The sequence below is a fragment of the Leptothrix toolikensis (SeqCode) genome (genome assembly GCF_057922285.1).
In genome coordinates, this window is the sequence record NZ_JBYSVC010000024.1 from 1 (window position 1) to 20999 (window position 20999).

The 20999-nt window shown below is 62.4% G+C and carries 15 protein-coding genes; 6 read left to right on the forward strand and 9 right to left on the reverse strand.

The features are described from left to right. Together AC3VI7_RS05570 and AC3VI7_RS05575 are read left to right on the forward strand one after the other, a co-directional pair. Positions 1-1190, forward strand: a 1190-nt coding sequence (locus AC3VI7_RS05570; RefSeq protein WP_489671418.1) for a polyhydroxyalkanoate depolymerase, incomplete at its 5' end; no start/stop codon positions are given. 33 nt (positions 1191-1223) lie between these two features. Continuing rightward, positions 1224-1910 carry an RnfABCDGE type electron transport complex subunit B gene (locus AC3VI7_RS05575; RefSeq protein WP_489668779.1) on the forward strand — a complete coding sequence of 229 codons (687 nt, stop codon included), beginning with the start codon at positions 1224-1226 and terminating at the stop codon, positions 1908-1910. A 17-nt stretch (positions 1911-1927) separates the two neighbouring features. Here the strand turns inward: AC3VI7_RS05575 and chrA are convergent, their stop codons facing one another. Further along, a complete protein-coding gene (gene chrA / locus AC3VI7_RS05580) occupies positions 1928-3247 on the reverse strand; it encodes a chromate efflux transporter (protein WP_489668780.1) in 1320 nt (439 codons plus the stop codon). A 43-nt stretch (positions 3248-3290) separates the two neighbouring features. Here chrA and AC3VI7_RS05585 point away from each other — a divergent pair, with 43 nt between their 5' ends. Beyond that, positions 3291-4307, forward strand: coding sequence for a bifunctional riboflavin kinase/FAD synthetase (locus tag AC3VI7_RS05585; RefSeq protein ID WP_489668781.1), 1017 nt, complete (start codon positions 3291-3293; stop codon positions 4305-4307). After that, complete coding sequence (gene ileS / locus AC3VI7_RS05590) at positions 4300-7218, forward strand: isoleucine--tRNA ligase (protein WP_489668782.1); 2919 nt, start codon at positions 4300-4302, stop codon at positions 7216-7218. Before AC3VI7_RS05585 ends, ileS begins: the two co-directional genes overlap by 8 nt. Before the next feature lies 1 nt (position 7219). On the opposite strand, the gene AC3VI7_RS05595 is transcribed toward ileS, so the two are convergent. Beyond that, positions 7220-7873: an RES family NAD+ phosphorylase gene (locus tag AC3VI7_RS05595; RefSeq protein WP_489668783.1), complete on the reverse strand. Its 654-nt coding sequence runs from the start codon at positions 7871-7873 to the stop codon at positions 7220-7222. Further along, the gene (locus AC3VI7_RS05600; RefSeq protein ID WP_489668784.1) at positions 7870-8559 is read right to left on the reverse strand and encodes a hypothetical protein; all 690 of its coding nucleotides are present in this window, start codon (positions 8557-8559) and stop codon (positions 7870-7872) included. The genes AC3VI7_RS05595 and AC3VI7_RS05600 overlap by 4 nt, the downstream gene beginning before the upstream one ends. Before the next feature lie 130 nt (positions 8560-8689). Here AC3VI7_RS05600 and mfd point away from each other — a divergent pair, with 130 nt between their 5' ends. Continuing rightward, positions 8690-12154, forward strand: a complete 3465-nt coding sequence (gene mfd, locus AC3VI7_RS05605) for a transcription-repair coupling factor (protein WP_489668785.1) — start codon at positions 8690-8692, stop codon at positions 12152-12154. A gap of 8 nt (positions 12155-12162) precedes the next feature. Here the strand turns inward: mfd and kdpE are convergent, their stop codons facing one another. From kdpE to kdpF, 6 genes are read right to left on the reverse strand one after another with little or no spacing between them, the layout of a single operon-like run. Beyond that, on the reverse strand, positions 12163-12870 hold the full coding sequence (kdpE, locus tag AC3VI7_RS05610) for a two-component system response regulator KdpE (protein ID WP_489668786.1): 708 nt from the start codon (positions 12868-12870) through the stop codon (positions 12163-12165). Beyond that, positions 12860-15604 carry a DUF4118 domain-containing protein gene (locus tag AC3VI7_RS05615; protein ID WP_489668787.1) on the reverse strand — a complete coding sequence of 915 codons (2745 nt, stop codon included), beginning with the start codon at positions 15602-15604 and terminating at the stop codon, positions 12860-12862. Before AC3VI7_RS05615 ends, kdpE begins: the two co-directional genes overlap by 11 nt. After that, positions 15588-16178, reverse strand: coding sequence for a potassium-transporting ATPase subunit KdpC (kdpC, locus tag AC3VI7_RS05620; protein ID WP_489668788.1), 591 nt, complete (start codon positions 16176-16178; stop codon positions 15588-15590). Before kdpC ends, AC3VI7_RS05615 begins: the two co-directional genes overlap by 17 nt. Positions 16179-16200: 22 nt before the next feature. After that, a complete protein-coding gene (kdpB, locus tag AC3VI7_RS05625) occupies positions 16201-18306 on the reverse strand; it encodes a potassium-transporting ATPase subunit KdpB (protein WP_489668789.1) in 2106 nt (701 codons plus the stop codon). Between the two features lies 1 nt (position 18307). After that, the gene (kdpA, locus tag AC3VI7_RS05630) at positions 18308-20038 is read right to left on the reverse strand and encodes a potassium-transporting ATPase subunit KdpA (protein ID WP_489668790.1); all 1731 of its coding nucleotides are present in this window, start codon (positions 20036-20038) and stop codon (positions 18308-18310) included. A 1-nt stretch (position 20039) separates the two neighbouring features. Then, a complete protein-coding gene (gene kdpF / locus AC3VI7_RS05635; RefSeq protein ID WP_369420140.1) occupies positions 20040-20129 on the reverse strand; it encodes a K(+)-transporting ATPase subunit F in 90 nt (29 codons plus the stop codon). A gap of 149 nt (positions 20130-20278) precedes the next feature. Here kdpF and serB point away from each other — a divergent pair, with 149 nt between their 5' ends. Continuing rightward, on the forward strand, positions 20279-20989 hold the full coding sequence (serB, locus tag AC3VI7_RS05640) for a phosphoserine phosphatase SerB (protein WP_489668791.1): 711 nt from the start codon (positions 20279-20281) through the stop codon (positions 20987-20989). The last annotated feature ends 10 nt before the right edge of the window (positions 20990-20999 follow it).

A 20999-nucleotide genomic window follows, 5' to 3' on the forward strand; every position in this document is an offset into this window, starting at 1 on the left:
AATTTGCCAGCGCGACCTCGAAGCTCTACAGCCACCCGCTGTCGCCGTTCAACCATGCCCCAGGCTCGCAACGACTCTCGGCGGGGTTTGATCTGCTGCATCGGCTGACCAAAGAGTACGAAAAGCCCCAATTTGGTATCACCTCGATCCAAGTCGGTGACATCGACGTCGCGGTGCAAGAACAGGTCATCAAGACCCAACCCTTCTGCCGCCTGCTGCGTTTCAAGCGCTACACCGACAACAGCCAAGTGCTCGACACCATGCGCGCCCAACCGGCTGTGCTGGTGGTGGCCCCGCTGTCAGGGCATCACTCAACCCTGCTGCGCGACACCGTGCGCACGCTGCTCAAAGACCACAAGGTCTACATCACCGACTGGGTCGATGCCCGCATGGTGTCGATGGAACACGGTGACTTCCACTTGGACGACTACATCGCCTACGTCCAAGACTTCATCCGCTTGATTGGCCCGGACGTCAACGTGATCTCGGTGTGCCAGCCCACCGTGCCCGTGTTGGCCGCCATCTCCTTGATGGCCAGTGCCGGTGAAGTCACGCCGCGCACCATGGTCATGATGGGCGGCCCGATTGATGCTCGCAAGAGCCCAACCGCCGTCAATAACTTGGCCATGAACCGTCCCTTGGACTGGTTCGAGCAAAACGTGATCTACCGCGTGCCGCAAAATTTTGAAGGTGCCGGACGCCGGGTCTATCCGGGCTTCATGCAGCACACCGGCTTTGTGGCCATGAACCCGGACCGCCACGCCAGTTCGCATTGGGACTACTTCCTTGACTTGGTGCGCGGCGACGACGACAGCGCCGACGCCCATCGCCAGTTCTATGACGAGTACAACGCTGTGCTCGACATGGACGCCCACTACTACCTTGAAACCATCCAGACCGTCTTCCAAGACTTCTCGCTGGTCAACGGTACATGGAACGTCAAGGGCCAACTGGTGCGGCCGCAAGACATCACTGCCACCGCTTTGCTGACGGTTGAAGGTGAGTTGGACGACATCTCCGGTGCTGGCCAAACCCGTGCTGCCCATGATTTGTGTACCGGCATCCCGGCCAACCGCCGTGAACACTACGACGTGGTCGGTGCCGGTCACTACGGCATCTTTGCGGGTCGGCGTTGGCGCGAAATGGCCTACCCGGAAATCCGCAATTTCATCGCCACGCACCAGAAGTAAGCCCAGAAGCTGCTGCGCCCTAAAATCGGCTGGATGAATGTCGTTGTCATCCAGTCGCTTCCATCGGCCCCTTCGGTTCAGCAGATCCACGCGCTGCTCCCCCAAACCCAATGCACCCGCTGCGGGTACCCGGATTGCCTGAGCTACGCTGAGGCGATCCACCGGGGTGAAGCGGCCATCAACCGCTGCCCCCCAGGAGGGGCGCAGGGTATCCAGAGATTGGCCCAGCTTACGGGCCAAACCGAACAAGCCCTTGATCCTGCCTGTGGCGACGAAGGCCCACGCCACGTCGCTGCTGTGAACGAAGCATGGTGCATCGGCTGCACGCTGTGCATCAAGGCTTGCCCGGTGGATTGCATCTTGGGCTCCAACAAGCACATGCACACCGTCATCGAGGCCGACTGCACCGGCTGTGGTCTGTGCATCCCCGTTTGCCCGGTGGATTGCATCGACTGGATCGACGTCACACCCGGCCAAGTGGGTTGGGCGGCATGGTCTCCAGCCGAAGCCGCCGCTGCCCTCAAGCGCTACACCGAGCGCAACATCCGTCGGGTGCAGGCGCAGGCTGAACATGCGCAGCGGCTCGAAGCCAAGGCGCACGACAAGCTGGCGCACCTCGACACCCTCACCAAAGCCAACGACGAGGCTGAGCTGGCCCGCAAACGCGCTGTGATCGAAGCCGCCTTAGCGCGAGCACGTACAGCACGACAAGCGAGATAACCCCCAGGGGCCGGTGCTCAGGCAAAAAACGTCGGCCACGTCTTGAGCAGCCAACCGGCCAGCGCACAAGCGGCAATGACGTGGATCACGTTGCGCTTGTAGCGCAGCAAGGCCACAGCAGCGGCCACGGCGATCAGGGCTGAGGGTGCGTTGAATGCGCCCTGCCAGCCTTGGGGCCAGAGCACGTGGTAGCCAAAAAACAGCGCCAGATTAAGGATCACGCCCACCACCGCTGCCGTGATGGCGGTCAGTGGTGCGGTGACGTGCAGCGCGTCATGCGTGGCCTCGACCAAAGGTCCGCCAGCCAAAATAAAGATGAACGACGGCAAGAAGGTGAACCACGTCACCAAGCAAGCGGCCACCGTCCCAGCCAGCCAGCGATGATCTGGCCCGAACCACAGCGCCAGCTCTGAGCTTTGCCAGCCACCCAAAAAACCGACAAAGGCCACCACCATGATCAGCGGTCCCGGCGTGGTCTCACCCAGCGCCAAGCCGTCGATCATCTGCGCGCCACTCAACCAACCCTGCTCGACCACCGCGCCTTGCCAGACGTAGGGCAACACCGCATAGGCCCCGCCAAAGGTCAGCAACGCGGCTTTGGTGAAAAACCAACCCATCTGCGCCAAGGTGCCTGTGCTTCCTTGCCAAGCCATCACCGCCACCATCGGCGCCGACCACAACAGCGCGCCACTTGCCAGCACCGCGATCAGCCGCCAAGCGCTGAAACGGGTATGTGCAGGCCTCTCGGATGTGGGCCTAGGGTCGTCGATCATGGCGGGAACATGCGCACCACCGCCCACATAACCCAGCCCGGCGGCGGCAAGCACGATGAGGGGGAACGGCACGTTGGCGGCGAAGATCGCCACAAACGCCGCCGCCGCTATCGCCCAAAGCCAGGCATTTTTCAGCGTGCGGGTGCCCATGCGATAGGCCGCTTGCACCACGATGGCCGTGACGGCGGGCTTGATGCCGTCAAACACCCCCATCACCCACGGCACGTGTCCCCAAGCCATGTAGACCCAGCTCAGGCCGATCAACATGAAGAGCGAGGGCAGGACAAACAGCACCCCGGCCGCCACCCCGCCCCAGGTGCGATGCATCAACCAGCCCAAATAAGTCGCCAGCTGCTGCGCCTCCGGGCCCGGCAGCACCATGCAGTAGTTGAGCGCATGCAAAAAACGCTTCTCGCTGATCCAGCGCCGCCGCTCGACCAACTCGGCATGCATCAGCGCAATCTGCCCAGCCGGGCCGCCAAAGCTGATGAAACCCAGCTTGAACCAGAAAAGCAGCGCCTCACGCAGGCTCACGGCAGGGAGGGTTCGAGGGTCGGTCATCATGGGGCGTGGTCCTTGGGGAAGCGCGCCAAGGATAATTCGCCCCATGCAAGTTTTTCGAGGTTTTCACCATCCCGGCGTAGCACCGGCCTGTGCGTTGACGATTGGCAATTTCGACGGGGTGCATCGCGGCCATCAGGCCATGTTGGCGCTGCTCAAAAACGAGGCTCGCCACCGGGGCTTGCCCAGTTGTGTGCTGAGCTTCGAGCCCCATCCGCGCGACTTCTTCGCCCGGCGGGCTGGTCTGCCGGAAAAAGCCCCAGCACGCATCGCCAGCCTGCGCGACAAATTGCAAGAGCTTGAAGGCTGCGGCATCGATCAAGTGGTGCTGTTGCGCTTTGATCAGCGCTTGGCCGATCTGAGCCCGAACGCCTTCACGCAAGATGTGCTTTGCCAGGGTTTGCACGCCCGCTACGTGCTGGTGGGTGACGACTTCCGCTTTGGGGCCAAACGCGCTGGGGATTACGCCATGCTGGACGCAGCGGGTGATCGCTGCGGCTTTGATGTGGCCCGCATGATGAGCTACGAAGTTCACGGCCTGCGGGTATCGAGCTCGGCCGTGCGCGAGGCCTTGGCTGCTGGCGACATGGCCCGCGTGGCCGTGCTGCTCGGGCGGCCCTACAGCGTCAGCGGTCGGGTGGTCCACGGTCAAAAGCTCGGGCGCGGCTTGGGCGCTTCCGGCAGCGGTGCCGATGACGGCTTTCGGACCCTCAATCTGCGCTTCCCTTACGACAAATCCGCCGCCATGGGCATCTTTGGGGTGCGGGTCTTCGGGCTGGGGCCGGAGCCTTTGAACGGCGTGGCCAGTCTGGGGGTGCGACCAACGGTGGAAGACGCCGGGCGGATTCTGCTGGAAACCCACGTGTTCGACTGGCCGGCTGAGCTGGGCCGCGAGGGGGGCTACGGTAAACTGGTGCATGTGGAGCTGCTGCACAAACTGCGTGACGAAGCCCGTTTTGCAGGGCTTGACGCCCTGACAGCGGCGATCCGCCAGGATGTCCGGCAAGCTCAGGCCTGGTTTGCCAGCCACCCCCGAACACCCGCGCCCAGAGCCCATGACTGACACCGCTGCAACCCCTGTGACCCCCGCAACACCCGCCCCCGTGGACTACCGCGCCACGCTGAATTTGCCCGACACCCCCTTCCCGATGCGTGGCGACTTGCCCAAGCGCGAGCCGGCGTGGGTGAAGGACTGGAACAGCACCGACACTGCCACGCTCTACCGCCGCCTGCGCGCAGCGCGCAAGGGCGCGCCGCTTTTTGTGCTGCACGACGGCCCGCCCTACGCCAACGGCAAGCTGCACATCGGTCACGCGCTCAACAAAGTCTTGAAGGACATGATCGTCAAGAGCAAGCAGTTGCAAGGGTTCGATGCGCAATACATCCCCGGCTGGGATTGCCACGGCTTGCCGATCGAGAACGCGATTGAAAAGCTCCACGGCCGCAAGCTCTCCCGCGCCGACATGCAAGCCAAGAGCCGCGCCTACGCCAGCGAGCAAGTGGCGCAGCAGCGCGAAGACTTCAAGCGCCTGGGTGTGCTCGGCGACTGGGAACGGCCCTACCGCACGATGGACTTTGCCAACGAGGCCGGTCAGATCCGTGCCTTCAAGCGCGTCGTGGAACGCGGCTTTGTCTATCGCGGTCTGAAGCCGGTCTACTGGTGCTTTGACTGCGGCTCCAGCTTGGCTGAGTTTGAGATCGAGTACGCCGACAAAAAGAGCGAAACGCTCGATGTCGCCTTCGAGGCCGACGATCGCGCCGCGCTGGCCGCTGCTTTTGGTCTATCGGCGGTGTCGTTACCCGTTCGCCCTGAGCCTGTCGAAGGGCAAGCGGTGCCTCAACCCATCTTTGCAGTGATCTGGACCACCACCGCTTGGACGATCCCTGCCAACCAAGCCCTGAACGCCCACCCGGAGCTGAGCTATGCCTTGGTCGAGACCCCCAAGGGCTGCTTGGTGCTGGCCGAATCGCTGGTCGAGGCCTGCTTGCAACGCTTTGGTTTGGAAGGCACGGTCCTCGCGACCGCGCCCGGCAAGGCTTTGGGCGGCTTGAACTTCCGCCATCCGCTCTATGACGTGGACGCCGGCTATCGCCGCCTCTCGCCGGTGTACTTGGCCGAATACGTCAGCGCCAGCGACGGCACCGGCATCGTGCACGCCGCGCCCGCTTACGGTGTGGACGACTTCAACTCCTGCATGGTCAACGGTCTGCGCTACGACCAGATCTTGAACCCCGTGCAAGGCAACGGCGCTTATGCCGACGACTTCGCGCTCTTTGGCGGCTTGCACATCTGGAAAGCCGTGCCGGTCATTTTGGACGCGCTCAGCAACGCCGGGCGCTTGCTGGCCACCAAGACCATCACGCACAGCTATCCGCATTGCTGGCGGCACAAGACCCCGGTGATCTACCGCGCTGCGGCGCAGTGGTTCATCCGCATGGACGAGGGCGACGGTGTCTTCACCACCGACAAAGCACCCAAGACCCTGCGCCAGATGGCGCTGGACGCCATCGACCACACGCGCTTTTACCCCGACAACGGCAAGGCCCGGCTGCGCGACATGATCGCCAACCGGCCCGACTGGTGCATCTCGCGCCAACGCTCTTGGGGCGTGCCGGTGCCGTTCTTCTTGCACAAGGACTCGGGCGAGCTGCATCCGCGCACGTTGGAGATCTTGGATCGGGCGGCGGAGATCGTTGAACAAGGCGGTATCGAAGCTTGGAGCGCCGTCACGCCCGAAGCGATGCTGGGAGCCGAAGATGCTGCCCACTACACCAAGAGCACCGACATCTTGGAAGTCTGGTTCGACTCGGGCTCAACCTTCTGGCACGTGCTGCGCGGCTCCCATGCCCATGCCTACCCGAACGGCGCTTTTCATGCCGAAGGCCCCGAGGCCGATCTGTACCTCGAAGGCCATGACCAGCATCGCGGGTGGTTCCACAGCTCGCTCTTGCTGGGCTGTGCGCTGTTTGATCGTGCGCCCTACAAGGGCCTGCTGACCCACGGTTTTGCCACCGACGGCCAAGGCCGCAAGATGAGCAAGAGCTTGGGCAACACCGTCGAGCCGCAGACCATCACCAACAAGCTCGGCGCTGAGATCGTGCGTCTGTGGGTCGCCAGCACCGACTATTCGGGCGACCTGAACATCGACGACAAGATCTTGGCCCGCGTGGTCGATGCCTATCGCCGCATCCGCAACACGCTGCGCTTCCTGATGGCCAACACCAGCGACTTCGACCCGGCCGTCGATACGGTGGCTGACGCCGAGCTGCTGGAGATCGACCGCTGGGCCTTGTCACGCTCTGCTGAGTTGCAAGCCGAGATCCTGCGCCACTTCGACGCCTACGAGTTCCACCCGGTGGTCGCCAAACTGCAAGTGTTCTGCTCGGAAGACTTGGGCGCGTTCTACCTCGACATCCTCAAAGACCGGCTCTACACCACCGCACCCAAGAGCCTGGCGCGCCGCTCGGCCCAGACCGCGCTGTGGCAGATCACCCACGCCATGCTGCGCTGGATGGCCCCGTTCCTGAGCTTCACCGCTGAGGAGGCTTGGACGCACTTCGCTGGCGCCAAACATCAAGGCTCGATCTTCTTCGAGACCTTCTGGCCCTTCACCACGCCCAACGAGGCGCTGCTGGCCAAGTGGGCGCGCATCCGCGCGATCCGCGAACTGGCCAACAAAGAAATCGAAGCCGTGCGCACCACCGGGCAAGTGGGTGCCTCGCTGCAAGCCACACTCACCATCACGGCGGGTGCGGATGACGCGGCGCTGCTGCGCAGCTTGGGGGCAGACTTGAGGTTCGTCACCATCACCTCCACCGCCACCGTGGTGGACGGCGAAGCCCTGCAAGTGCTCGTCACCCCAAGCACCGCCACCAAGTGCGAACGCTGCTGGCACTACACCGATGACATCGGCACCGACCCCGCCCACCCCACCCTGTGCGGCCGCTGCGCGAGCAATCTAGCGTTGATCTGATCTAAGCCGCTTCGATGCCCACCCGCAAAGCCAGCGAAAGCACGACTTGGCGGAGGGCGTCGTTATGGCGCAAGGCGGGTCCGATGCTGCGGCCTTCGAGGGTGGTGGGGTCAAGACGATCCCCAAAAAGCACCATGGCCCGATCACGGTCACGTTGACGTGACATCCACACCAGACCGTCGATCTGCGGGTTGTGATGATGCAAGGCCTGCGCCCACAAAGCGGTCGTGCGGTAGTTGATCGGGTCGCTGGCGATCAGCTCAGCCTTGGGCACACGCAGCCGATGCAGCCCGTCGGTGCTCAGATCGACAAGGATGAGATCTCGACGGGGTCGCAATTGCCCATGCCCCCGCCGGGCAAAGGTATCCAGATCAACGAACTTGTCTTGCGCATCGATGGGCACGTTGTGAAAGACCGTCTCAAAAATAGCGCACTCCAAGGTCGAGCCGGCGTAGAGATACGGCACCACCCGGCCGATCCGGTCGCGGATCGGTGCAAAGCGGCTAGGCATGCGCGGTTGACCTTGCTCATCCACACCGGGATGGCATTGTTCCGGGGCAAAAGCGGTGTCATGCATGACATGCAGCACTTGGCCTGCGGGCCAAGTTTCCAGCAAGACGTCGAGCGCCGTGGCCGGCGGCGGACGACAACTCATGCCGCGCTGCCTTCGGCGTCGTGGCGAGCTGCTTCGAGCACCGCTTCGGGGTAACTCAACAGCAGATCCACCGGGCGGGCTTGACCCTGCAACCAGCCATTGGCGGAGGTAAACCACATCGCCAACTTCCAAGGGGCCTTGTGGGGCCCAAAGGTCGTGAGGATGGTTTGGATGATCTTGAGCGGACGGCCCAACTCATCAAACTGGAAACGCAGAAAGACGTCTTGCTCACGGCCTTGGGCATCGCGATGGCGCACAGCAAATGCGATGCGACGGCGCTTCCAGTTGTCGGCTAAAGCCGTTCGACTGGCCGCACGGGAGTGATTGAGTTCAGCCAGCTGCACATCGCTCAGATAGCCAAACTCTTGCAAGATGGCTGCATGGCGTGTCGCTAAACGCTGGGCCATGCGTATATCGACCGCACTGGGCACGACCATCTGCTCGGTCATGAAGTCGATCAAGTGATCCAATTTGCGCTCACGCTCCGTGTCGGATTTCTCCTGCAACAGTCGCCCCAGCAACGGCATGATGGCTTCGAGGCGCTGCGACAACGCCTCGCCCATGACCTCCAGCCTGTACGTATGCACCCCTTCCGCTGCCGCTTTCTGCGCGGTATCCAGTGTCCACGGTATGCACTGCAACACCTCACCGAGGGCTGAGCGTTCTTGGAGCAAGGAATGAGCCATGAAAGAACTCCGTTGAAGCAAGTCGAGATTTTGATGGTTTTGAGGGATAAATATTACACCCATCAAAACCATCACTTCATCTTCCCTAAAATCGCCTTCCCGCCCCGTTTTGCCGTTTTGCGGCCCTGCCATGCAACTGCCTGCCCTCGCTCTTGGTCAACGCTTCACCCTGCCCCGGCCGCCGGGATCGGCCGATGCGCTTTTGTTGGCGCGGCTGGGCCAAGCACGGGTGCGTGCAAAGCGCATGTTGGCGGTGCTGTGCGCTGAGCCGGCCGATGTGAGCCGTTTGGCCGAAGAGCTGCACTTTTTTGGGCCCGAGCTGAAGATCGCAGTCTTTCCCGATTGGGAAACCCTGCCCTACGACACCTTCTCGCCCCATCAGGACTTGATCTCGGAGCGGCTGGCGACCTTGTGGCGCATTCGCTCGGGCGACGTCGATGTGCTGCTGCTGCCGGCCACCACCGCGCTCACCCGGCTGGCGCCACCGGCCTTTTTGGCGGCCTACACCTTTCACTTCAAACAAGGCCAACACCTCAATGAGGCCGGGCTGAAAGCTCAGCTCACCTTGGCGGGCTACAACCACGTGAGCCAAGTGGTGTCGCCGGGCGAATACGCCGTGCGCGGCGGGCTGATCGACCTGTTCCCGATGGGCTCCGAGGTGCCGTACCGGGTCGATCTGTTCGACGACGAGATCGACTCGATCCGCACCTTTGACACCGACAGCCAGCGCAGCCTCGATCTGGTCAAGGAAGTGCGCCTGCTGCCCGGGCGTGAGTTCCCGATGGACGAGCCGGCCCGCCAAGCGTTTCGGGCGCGCTGGCGCGAGTGCATGGAAGGCGACCCCTCCAAGGCGCGGGTCTACAAGGACATGAGCACCGGCGTGGCCAGCGCGGGCATCGAGTACTACCTGCCACTGTTCTTCGACGACACCGCCGTGATCTTCGATTACTTGAGCGAAGGCGCGACCTTGGCGCTGCACGGCGAAGTCGATAGCGCGCTCAGCCACTTTTGGACCGAAACCCGCGAGCGTCACAAGTTCCTCCAACACGACCCCGAGCGGCCGATCCTGCCGCCCGAGGCGCTTTACCTCAAGACCGAAGACTTCTTCAGCCGCTGCAACACCTTGGCTCAGCTGGCGCTGCGCGGTCAACGCCCGGTCGAATGGGCCACCGGCCTGCCCGACTTGAGCGTGGAGCGCGGCGGCACCGACCCGCTCAAGCGCTTGGAAGAGCATCTGGGGCGACAAACCCGGCATCGCAGCGAAGCCAGTGAGCAAGCCCGGCGCGTGCTGATCGTGGCCGAGAGCGCGGGGCGGCGCGAGAGCCTGCTGGAGCTGCTGCGCCAACATCGGCTGGAGCCGGTGAGCGTGGCTTCGCTGGCGGCCTTTGAAGCCAGCCACCACCCTTACGCCATCACGGTCGCGCCCTTGAGCGCAGGCTTTGATTGGGTCGAAGCGCAGGTGCAGCTCATCACCGAGACGGAGCTGTTCGACACGGCACCGACCCTGCGCCGCCACCGCAAGCAAGAGCGCGTCAGCGATGTCGAAGCGCTGATCAAGGATCTCTCCGAGCTCAAAATCGGCGACCCGGTGGTCCACATCAACCACGGCATCGGCCGCTATCGCGGGCTGGTCAACATCGACTTGGGTGCGGGGCCGAGCGAATTTCTCTTCCTTGAATACGCCGATCAGGCCACGCTTTATGTGCCGGTGGCGCAGTTGCAGCTCATCAGCCGCTACACCGGCGTGAGCCCCGAGGAGGCACCCCTGCACCGCTTGGGCTCAGGCCAGTGGGAAAAAGCCAAGCGCAAGGCGGCTGAGCAGGTGCGCGACGCTGCGGCTGAGCTGCTGAACCTTTACGCCCGCCGCGCCGCGCGCGAGGGCTTTGCCTTCCGCCTCTCGCAGCAAGACTACGACGCCTTTGCCGCCAGCTTCGGCTTTGAGGAAACGCCCGATCAAGCCGCAGCCATTCAGGCGGTGATCCAAGACATGATCAGCCCCAAACCCATGGACCGGCTGGTCTGTGGTGATGTGGGTTTTGGCAAAACCGAAGTGGCGCTGCGCGCCGCCTTTGTGGCGGTGACCGGCGGCAAGCAAGTCGCCATCCTTGCCCCGACCACGCTTTTGGCCGAGCAGCATCACCAAACCTTGGTGGACCGCTTTGCTCAGTGGCCGGTGAAGATCGCCGAGATGAGCCGTTTTCGCTCTCCCAAGGAAGTCAAAGCTGCGATGGCCGGCTTGGCCGACGGCACCATCGACATCGTGGTCGGCACGCACAAACTGCTCAGCCCGGAGACCCAATTCAAGAACTTGGGGCTACTGATCATCGACGAAGAGCACCGTTTTGGCGTGCGCCACAAGGAGCAGATGAAAGCCCTGCGCGCCGAGGTGGACGTGCTCACGCTCACCGCCACACCGATTCCGCGCACCTTGGGCATGGCCTTGGAAGGCTTGCGCGATCTCTCGGTGATCGCCACCGCCCCGCAGCGCCGCTTGGCGATCAAGACCTTTGTGCGTACCGAAACCAGCGGCACGATCCGCGAGGCCATCTTGCGCGAGTTGAAACGCGGCGGGCAGGTTTACTTCCTGCACAACGAGGTCGAAACCATCGAGAACCGGCGGCAAAAGCTCCAAGAGCTGATCCCTGAGGCGCGCATCGGCGTGGCCCACGGCCAACTGCCCGAGCGTGAGTTGGAGCGGGTGATGCGCGACTTTGTGGCCCAGCGCCACAACCTGCTGCTGTGCTCAACCATCATCGAAACCGGCATCGACGTGCCCTCGGCCAACACCATCGTCATGGCGCGCGCCGACAAGTTCGGCTTGGCACAGTTGCATCAGCTGCGTGGTCGGGTCGGCCGCAGTCACCATCAGGCCTACGCCTATTTGCTGGTGCCCGACGTGGAAGGCCTGACCAAGCAAGCCCATCAACGCCTCGACGCCATCCAGAGCATGGAAGAGCTGGGCTCGGGTTTTTACCTCGCCATGCATGACCTGGAGATCCGGGGCGCGGGCGAGGTGCTGGGCGACCACCAGAGCGGCAACATGATGGAAGTGGGTTTTCAGCTCTACAACGAGATGCTGAGTGAGGCGGTGCGCGCCCTCAAATCGGGCCGCGAACCCGATCTGCTCTCGCCCACCGGCTTTTTTGGCGGCAGCACCGAAGTCAACCTGCACGCCCCGGCCTTGCTGCCCGACAGCTATTGCCCGGACGTGCACATGCGGCTCGGTTTTTACAAACGCTTGTCCAGCGCCGACAGCTCAACCAAGGTCGATCACCTGCTCGAAGAAATGGTGGACCGCTTCGGCAAGCTCCCGCCCCAAGCCCAAACTCTGCTCGACTTGCACCGCCTGCGCGTGGCAGCACGCCCCTACGGCATCCAAAAGATCGAAGCCGCCCCGACCGTCATCACCCTCGCCTTCCAGCCCAACCCACCGATTGATCCGATGAAGATCATCGAACTGGTGCAAAAAAACCGCCACATCAAACTGGCCGGCAACGACAAACTCCGCATCGAACGCGCTTGGTCCAGCCCCCGCGACCGCATGCAACAAGTGCTCGAAGTCCTCAGAGCGCTGGGGCCGGTGAAGAAAGTCTGAGGCTGAGCTCAAAAAACCAACCGATAGCCCACGGCGGTTTCGGTCATCAGGTGCTTGGGAATGGCTGGGGTGACTTCGAGTTTTTGGCGGAGGTTGGCCATGTAGACCCGCAGATAGTGGTTGTCGTCCACATGCGAAGGGCCCCAAACGGCCTTGAGCAGTTGTCGGTGGGTCAACACCTTGCCGGCATTGGCGAGCAGATGGGTGAGCAGGCGATATTCAATCGGGGTCAGATGGACGGGCCCGCCCTGACGACGCACGCGTCTTAAGACCAAGTCCACCTCCACCTCGCCAAAAGCAATCAAGGTTTTGGCCGGCTCTGCGGTGCGAATGGCTTGACTGCGGCGCAAGGCAACCCGCACCCGAGCCATCAATTCGCCCACGCCAAAGGGTTTGCTCAAGTAGTCGTCGGCCCCGGCGTCCAAAGCGGCAATCTTGTCGGCCTCGCTGGATCGGGCCGAGAGCACGATCACCGACACGGCCGACCACGCTCGCAAGTCCTTGAGGACGTTCAGGCCATCGTCGTCAGGCAGGCCCAAATCCAAGATCACCAGATCGGGCTGGCGCGTGCCCACGTCCACCAAACCTTGGCGGGCGGTTCCAGCTTCAGTGACGTGCCAGTCTTCGGCCTCCAGCGCCAGCCGCACAAAGCGACGGATGCTCGGCTCGTCTTCAACAATCACCGCGACCGGATGCGACGCAGACTCACGCGACATCTGAAGGCTCCTCTTGTCCATCCTCTTGGGCCGGTGGATCGGGTGGCAGCCCCAACGGCAAACTCATGATGAAGGCTGCGCCCCCTTCTTGACTGGGTTCGGCGCGAATTTTGCCGCCGTGGGCTTCGACAATCGCCCGACAAATCGCCAGCCCAAGCCCCACACCGGGGGTGCTCGACTCACGCTCGCCCCGCGTGAATTTGGCGAACAACTGCTCTTCGCGTCCCACCGGCAAGCCGGGGCCATTGTCGGTGACGCTCAGTTCGATCACGTCATCGCGCAAGCCCGCACGCACCACGATGCGGCTGCCCTCGGGGGTGTACTTGGCGGCGTTTTCCAGCAAGTTGCACAACACCCGCTCCATCAACACCGCGTCCAAATGAAGGAGCGGCAAATGAGCGGGAATCTGCACCACCAGCACATGCTTGCTCAAGGCCGGCTGCATGGCCTGCAAGGCGGAGCCCACCACCTCTTCCACCGGCTGCCATTGCCGGTTCAGACAAACCGTGCCGCTTTGCAAACGGGCCATGTCCAGCAAGTTGTTCACCATGGCACTGACCCGCTGCGACTGCTGGCGCAGAGCCTCGCTGAGATCCCGCGCCGCCGCAGGCAGTTCATGCATGCCCGCCAAAGTTTGGGCCAAGCCATAGACCACCGCCAAGGGGGTGCGCAGATCGTGCGAAAGCGCAGAGAGCAAGGAATTACGCAGGCGCTCGGACTCGATATGCACCAAGGCCTGTTGTGCCACTTCAACGTAATGCACCCGCTCCAAAGCTTGACCAATCACCCGGGCATAGGTTTCAAGCTGAGTGCGCAATTCAGGCAGCATCACACTGCGCTCAGAGTGCGGCTTGAGCGCCAACACACCTCGGGTTCGCACCGGCGCGATCAGCGGCAAATAGAACCAAGCACTGCCAGGCAAGGTATCGGTTGAAAGTCCGGCCGGTTGATCATGGTCCAGCGCCCAGAGCGCGGTCCCCAGATCCGGTTGATCGTCCACTCGCTGAAGGTTTTCCCGCATCGAAGGCTGCAAGCGCTCTTGCTCGTCCAAGATGTACAGCAGCGCTTGACCCCGGACCTCACGCGCCAGCCCGTCTTCAGCGATCTGCATCACCTGTTCGGTCTGCAACGCACTGGCCAGATCACTGGTGAGCTCAAAAAGCGCCCGCGACCGAGCCTCACGCTCAGCCGCCACCTGCGCCTGATAGCGCAGACCGGCCGTCAGCTGGCCGGTGATCAGGCCCACGACCAACATCACCGCAAAGGTCATCAGGTACTGCACATCTGAAACGGCAAAACTGAGCTTGGGATCGACAAAGAAAAAGTCGAACAAACCCACGCTCATGAAGCTGGCCAGCACCGCCGGTCCCCGCCCGAAGCGCAGCGCAACGCCCACCACGGTGAGTAGAAACAACATGACGATGTTGGCCTGCGCAAAGTAGTCCTGCAAAGGCCAACTCAGCACCGTGGTCGCGGTGCAGGCCAGTGCGGCCCAACCATAACGCTGCGTTTGTTCGCGCCAGTGGTGTTCGTCATACATGAGGCCCTCACGCACGTCACGCATACGCACGTCGAGCCCTGTCTCCACGGGCTGACGTGGCACCGTGGAGACGGCGATCAAATCCAACTCGGGGGCCGTCAACGCCAGTTGTCGTCGCACATCGCGGCGCAGCCAGCCACGCCGCCAATCGCGTACCCCAGAAGATCGACCTAAAACGAGCTTGGAGAGGTTGTGCTCTCGGGCGTACTGGCTCAAGGCAGAGCCTAAATCGGGTGCCCCTAGGACCGCCGTACTGGCCCCCAAGTCATGCGCCAGTCGTACCACCCGCAAAATCCGTTCGCGCTGCACATCCGGCAGCCGCCGCAAAGCGGGGGTTTCGACGTAGACGGCATGCCAGCTCACGTTGAGCTGCTGAGCCAATTGAGCGGCGCTGCGCACCACACTCTCGGCTTCCAATGCGGGACTGACGGCGCAAAGAATGGCTGCCTCGGTCTTCCAGACTCGCGCTATACGCTTGTTGTTGCGCCAAGTCTGGACATCTTCTTCGACCCGGTCAGCGGTGCGCCGCAGGGCCAGCTCCCGCAAGGCCATGAGGTTGCCCTTGCGAAAGAAGTGATGCGCCGCTCGCTCAGCCTGCGCCCCCATATAGACCTTGCCGGCGTGTAGCCGTGCCAGCAACTCATCGGCGGGCGTATCCACCACCACCACCTCAGCAGCGGCATCGAAGAAGGTATCCGGCAAGGTCTCTTGGACGCGCACCCCGGTGATGCCACCCACCACATCGTTCAGGCTCTCAAGATGCTGCACGTTGAGCGCGGTGTAGACACTGATGCCGTTGGCCAGCAACTCTTCCACGTCCTGCCACCGTTTGGGATGCCGCGAGCCCGGTGCATTGGAATGCGCCAACTCATCGACCAACATCAGCGCGGGTCGGCGGATCAGGGCGGCATCGAGATCGAACTCGGACAAGACCGCGCCGCGATAGCAGATATCCTTCAGCGACAACTTCGGCAGGCCATCAAGCAGAACTTCTGTTTCGCTCCGCCCATGGGTGATGACCACCCCAGCCACCACGTCCACCCCTTCCGCATGCAGCTTGCGCGCCGCTTGCAGCATGGCGTAGGTCTTACCCACCCCGGCCGACGACCCGAAGTAGATCCGCAGCTTGCCGCGCGTGGCCGATTGCTCGTCCTCACGCAGTTGCACCAACAAAGCGTCAGGGTCTGGGCGCATGACTTCCTGTCTCAAGGGCCAGATTGAGCTGTAACACGTTCACCCGGGGCTCACCCAAGATCAGCACATCGCGGCCTTCGGTATGCAGCTCGATCAGGTGCTGCACCTCGGCAAGCGACAGCTGCCGTTCGCGGGCAACTCGACCGGCTTGATAGCGGGCGGCGGCCACGCTGATATGTGGGTCCAAACCACTGGCGGAGGCGGTCACAAGATCAACCGGCACGGGCAACGTGTTCTCTGGGTCCACCGCGTGCAAGGCATGGATGCGCGCCTTCACGCTATCGAGCAGCGCGGGATTTGTCGGCCCAAGATTGGAGCCCGCAGAACCGTTGGCATTGTTGGGCAGCGGTGAGGTGGCCGACGGTCGGCCCCAAAAGTATTTGGCGGAGGTGAAGTTCTGTCCGATCAGGCTGGAACCCACCCACTGGCCATCGCGTTCCACCAGGGAGCCACGCGCTTGGTGCGGGAAAAGCCCTTGGGCAAGACCCGTGACCAGCAGCGGATAGAGCAACCCTGTGATCCCGCTCAGCAGCGCGAACAGCACCAAGGCAGGACGGATCAGTTGATGCCACATGAGATGTCTCCTTTCAGTCCCATCAAACCAGATGCAAGCCGACCAAGATCAGATCAATGGCCTTGATGCCCACAAAAGGCACGATGAGCCCGCCCAGACCGTAGATCAGCAAATTGCGCCGCAACAAGGCGGCGGCACCGATGGCCCGGTAAGCCACCCCCTTCAAAGCCAGCGGAATCAAGGCCACGATGATCAGGGCGTTGAAGATCACCGCCGACAAGATCGCCGAACTCGGGCTGTGCAAACCCATCACGTTGAGCGCGGCCAGTTGGGGGTACACCCCGATAAACATCGCCGGGATGATGGCGAAGTACTTGGCCACATCGTTGGCGATCGAGAAGGTGGTGAGCGAGCCCCGAGTCATCAGGAGTTGCTTGCCGGTCTCGACGATCTCCAGCAGTTTGGTTGGGTTCGAATCCAAGTCCACCATGTTGCCGGCCTCTTTGGCGGCTTGTGTGCCGGTGTTCATCGCCACCGCCACATCGGCCTGCGCCAGGGCCGGTGCGTCGTTGGTGCCGTCTCCGGTCATGGCCACCAAACGGCCCTCGGACTGATAGTCGCGAATCATCTTGAGCTTGGCTTCGGGCGTGGCCTCGGCCAAAAAGTCATCCACCCCCGCTTCAGCGGCGATGGCGGCGGCCGTCAAACGATTGTCCCCGGTGATCATCACCGTCTTGATGCCCATGCGGCGCAACTCGGCAAAGCGCTCCTTGATACCGCCCTTGACGATGTCCTTGAGTTCGACGACACCCAGCACTTTGGCACCATCAGCGACCACCAGTGGCGTGCTACCCCGGCGAGCAACTTCATGCACCACTTGGCTAACTTCGGCTTGAACATAGCTGCCCAACTGCTCGACGTGAGCCCGGATGGCCTCGGTGGCCCCTTTGCGAATACTGCGACTCGGCGCGGCTATATCGCCGAAATCGACCCCGCTCATGCGGGTTTGAGCGGTGAATTGAATGAAATGCGCTTGCAAGGCGACGATGTCGCGCTCGCGCAAACCAAACCGGGTCTTGGCCAGCACCACGATGCTCCGCCCCTCCGGCGTGTCGTCAGCCAAAGAGGCCAACTGGACGGCATCCGCCAACTGAACCTCGGTGACACCTGGGGCCGGGATAAAGGCGCTGGCTTGGCGGTTACCAAGGGTGATCGTGCCGGTTTTGTCCAGGAGCAAGACATCGACATCGCCAGCAGCCTCAACCGCCCGCCCAGAGGTCGCAATCACATTGGCTTGCATCATGCGGCTCATGCCCGCCACCCCGATGGCCGAGAGCAAACCGCCAATCGTGGTCGGGATCAGGCAAACCAGCAGGGCCACCAACGCGGTGATCGAAACCACCGTGCCCGGGTGCCCCTGAGCGGCCGCCACCTCAGCGCTGAAGATAGAGAAAGGCAGCAGCGTGACGGTGACCACCAAAAACACCAAGGTCAGGGCCACCAGCAAGATGGTCAGTGCGATTTCGTTGGGCGTCTTCTGGCGCTTGGCCCCTTCGACCATCGCAATCATCCGGTCAAGGAAAGCTTCACCGGGGTTGACACTCACCCGAACCACCAGCCAGTCGGACAGCACACGGGTGCCGCCCGTCACCGCTGAAAAGTCACCGCCCGACTCACGGATCACCGGCGCTGACTCGCCCGTGATGGCGCTCTCATCCACCGAGGCCACCCCTGCGATGACTTCCCCGTCGAGCGGGATCATGTCACCCGCATCCACCCGCACCACATGGCCCTTGCGCAGTTCATCGGCTTGCACCAAAGACGACGATGAACCGTAGCGGGGTTCATTCAGCCGCTTGGCCCATGTCTGGGTTTTCAAACCCCGCAAGCTGGCCGCTTGGGCCTTCGAGCGTCCTTCAGCCAAGGCTTCAGCGAAGTTGGCAAACAGCAAGGTGAACCAGAGCCACAGCGAGATGGCCAAGACGAAGGTCGAGCCCTCAGCGCCGGCCACGACGGGCTCTTTCAAGCTCATGGCCCAGAGCACCGAGGTCAACAAAGCACCGACGTAGACCACAAACATGACCGGGTTGCGCCATTGGACGCGCGGATCAAGCTTGATCAACGCCTGAGCAAGAGCTGGCTGGACCAACTTGGGATCAAGCAGAGAAAACGATAGGTGGGTTGTCATGTCAGACCTTCCAGAGCATCAGATGCTCAACGATCGGGCCCAGAGCGAGTGCAGGGATGTAGTTCAGCAGTCCCACCAACAGCACCGTGCCGATCAGCAAGACCACAAACAGCGGGCCGTGGGTGGGGAGAGTGCCGCCACCGATAGGAATCCGCTTCTTGGCGGCCAAGCTACCGGCCATCGCCAATACCGGCACGATCACACCGAAACGTCCGATGGCCATCACAACCGCCAACAGCAGGTTGTAGAACGGCGTGTTGGCCGACAAGCCGGCAAAGGCTGAGCCGTTGTTGTTGCCGGCCGAGGTCAGCGCATAGAGGATTTCTGAGAACCCATGCGCACCGGGGTTGGCGATGCCGGCCTTACCGTCGGCCGTCAAGACCGCCAAGGCCGTACCAAGCAGCACGATCAGCGGGGTGATCAAGATGGCAATCGACACCATCTTCATCTCGTCGCTTTCGATCTTTTTACCCAAATATTCCGGCGTGCGGCCGATCATCAGCCCAGCGATGAAGACCGCCAAAATGGCAAACACCAGCATGCCGTAGAGCCCGCTGCCCACCCCGCCAAAGACCACTTCACCCAGTTGCATCATCACCAGCGGGACCAATCCGCCCAGAGGCGTCATGGCGTCATGCATGGCGTTGACGGCACCGCACGACGCCGCCGTCGTGACCACAGCAAACAGGGCGCTGGCGCTGATTCCGAAGCGGGTTTCTTTACCTTCCATGTTGCCGCCGGCTTGCATGGCGCTGCTGGAGGCATCCACCCCCAGCGAGGCCAAGGACGGGTGACCGGCTTGCTCAGCTGCCGTGGCCGCGATGACACCAGCGATGAACAGCAGGCTCATGGCGGCAAGAACCGCCACCCCTTGGCGCATATCCCCAACCCATTGACCCAAGGTGAAGCACAGCGCCGCTGGGATCAAGAAGATCGACAGCATCTGCACAAAGTTGGTCAGCGGGCTGGGGTTCTCAAAAGGATGGGCGGAGTTGGCGTTGAAAAAGCCGCCACCGTTGGTGCCAAGCATCTTGATGGCCTCTTGCGAAGCCACCGGCCCCATGGCGATGTGCTGCACTTGGGAGGGGCTCACTTGGGATGTGTTCTCCAAGATCATCACATCCTTGACGGCATCGAAGTTCTGGATCACCCCTTGGCTGACCAAGAACACGGCAAAGACCACCGAGATGGGCAACAACACCCACAGCGTGATGCGGGTCAGATCGACCCAGAAGTTGCCAAGCTGGCCCGCCAGCTTGCTCGCAAAGCCACGGATCAAGGCCATCACCACAACGATGCCGGTGGCGGCCGAGAGAAAGTTCTGCACGGTCAACGCCAGCATCTGCGTCAGGTAGCTCATCGTGGACTCGCCGCTGTAGCCCTGCCAGTTGGTGTTGGTGACGAAGCTGACAGCGGTGTTGAAAGCCGAGTCATGGCTGATGGCGGGCAGACCTTGGGGATTGAGTGGCAGCACGCCTTGGAAACGCTGGAGCCCATAAACCACCCCCACGCCAACAAGGTTGAAAACCAGCAAGGCCAGCGCATAACGCCGCCAAGGCATGCCTTCATCGGGGTTGATACCGGCCACGGTGTAGAGGCCGCCTTCCACCGACCTCATCCAGCGCGGCAGTTGTCCATGCGCCACGGCACTCAACCAACGCGACAGCGGCCAAGCCAAAGCCAGCAAGACCGCCATGAATACGGCCAAATTCATCCATGCCAAAGAAGTCATCTCACCACTCCTCGGCACGTAGGAGTGCGACAACGAGATAAACAAAAAGGCCCACGGCCACCAGACCGCTCAGCCCGTAAAGCATGCTCATGGTTCGCTCCTCATGGATGCATGTGTGTGATTTCGGATGCCACCAAGCATAGGCAGCGCGATGTCAAACCTGCGTAGAAGCTGGGGGCTCGCGTATCAAGAAGGTATCAAGACACCTCACGGCTCAGCCCACCCTACAATGCCGCCCCCATGCAAACCCAACAAATCTCCCCCGGCCTCATCACCCGAGGCTTCACGCCGCCGCTGTCCTTGAGCGATTTCGGGCTGATCGCTTTCGACATGGACTCGACGCTGATCAACATCGAGTGCATCGACGAAATTGCTGACGCAGTGGGACGCAAGGCCGAGGTGGCCGAGATCACCGAAGCGACCATGCGCGGTGAGATCACCAACTTCAAAGACAGCCTGCGCCGCCGTGTCGCGCTGCTGGCGGGCGTGCCCGAAGCCGCCTTGGAAGCCGTCTACGCCGAGCGCTTGCAGCTCAACCCCGGTGCCGAAACCTTGATCCGCACCTGCCAAGAGGCGGGCTTGAAAACGCTCTTGGTCTCGGGCGGCTTCACCTTCTTCACCGACCGGCTCTGCGAGCGCCTTGGGCTGGATTTCAGCCGCAGCAATCAGCTTGAGGTGGTCAGCGGCGTGCTCACTGGGCGCGTGCTGGAACAAAGCTGGGGCGACATCTGCGACGGCGAAGAAAAACGCCGCATGGTGCAGCTCACCTGCGGCGAACTGGGCATCGAGCCGCGCCGCGCCATCGCGGTGGGCGACGGCTCGAACGATCTGCCGATGATGGCGCTGGCCGGTCTTTCGGTGGCTTATCACGCCAAGCCCGCCGTGCGTGCCAAGGCGATGGTCTCCATCGAAGCCGGTGGCCTTGACCGGCTGCTGGAGGTTTTGCTCTGATCTGGGACAT

What these genes read in the sequence shown, in the direction of transcription:
- AC3VI7_RS05575 (WP_489668779.1), top strand. Translation starts at nt 1,224, where the DNA reads ATGAATGTCGTTGTCATCCAGTCGCTTCCATCGGCCCCTTCGGTTCAG.
- chrA (WP_489668780.1), bottom strand. Translation starts at nt 3,247, where the DNA reads ATGATGACCGACCCTCGAACCCTCCCTGCCGTGAGCCTGCGTGAGGCG.
- AC3VI7_RS05585 (WP_489668781.1), top strand. Translation starts at nt 3,291, where the DNA reads ATGCAAGTTTTTCGAGGTTTTCACCATCCCGGCGTAGCACCGGCCTGT.
- ileS (WP_489668782.1), top strand. Translation starts at nt 4,300, where the DNA reads ATGACTGACACCGCTGCAACCCCTGTGACCCCCGCAACACCCGCCCCC.
- AC3VI7_RS05595 (WP_489668783.1), bottom strand. Translation starts at nt 7,873, where the DNA reads ATGAGTTGTCGTCCGCCGCCGGCCACGGCGCTCGACGTCTTGCTGGAA.
- AC3VI7_RS05600 (WP_489668784.1), bottom strand. Translation starts at nt 8,559, where the DNA reads ATGGCTCATTCCTTGCTCCAAGAACGCTCAGCCCTCGGTGAGGTGTTG.
- mfd (WP_489668785.1), top strand. Translation starts at nt 8,690, where the DNA reads ATGCAACTGCCTGCCCTCGCTCTTGGTCAACGCTTCACCCTGCCCCGG.
- kdpE (WP_489668786.1), bottom strand. Translation starts at nt 12,870, where the DNA reads ATGTCGCGTGAGTCTGCGTCGCATCCGGTCGCGGTGATTGTTGAAGAC.
- AC3VI7_RS05615 (WP_489668787.1), bottom strand. Translation starts at nt 15,604, where the DNA reads ATGCGCCCAGACCCTGACGCTTTGTTGGTGCAACTGCGTGAGGACGAG.
- kdpC (WP_489668788.1), bottom strand. Translation starts at nt 16,178, where the DNA reads ATGTGGCATCAACTGATCCGTCCTGCCTTGGTGCTGTTCGCGCTGCTG.
- kdpB (WP_489668789.1), bottom strand. Translation starts at nt 18,306, where the DNA reads ATGACAACCCACCTATCGTTTTCTCTGCTTGATCCCAAGTTGGTCCAG.
- kdpA (WP_489668790.1), bottom strand. Translation starts at nt 20,038, where the DNA reads ATGACTTCTTTGGCATGGATGAATTTGGCCGTATTCATGGCGGTCTTG.
- kdpF (WP_369420140.1), bottom strand. Translation starts at nt 20,129, where the DNA reads ATGAGCATGCTTTACGGGCTGAGCGGTCTGGTGGCCGTGGGCCTTTTT.
- serB (WP_489668791.1), top strand. Translation starts at nt 20,279, where the DNA reads ATGCAAACCCAACAAATCTCCCCCGGCCTCATCACCCGAGGCTTCACG.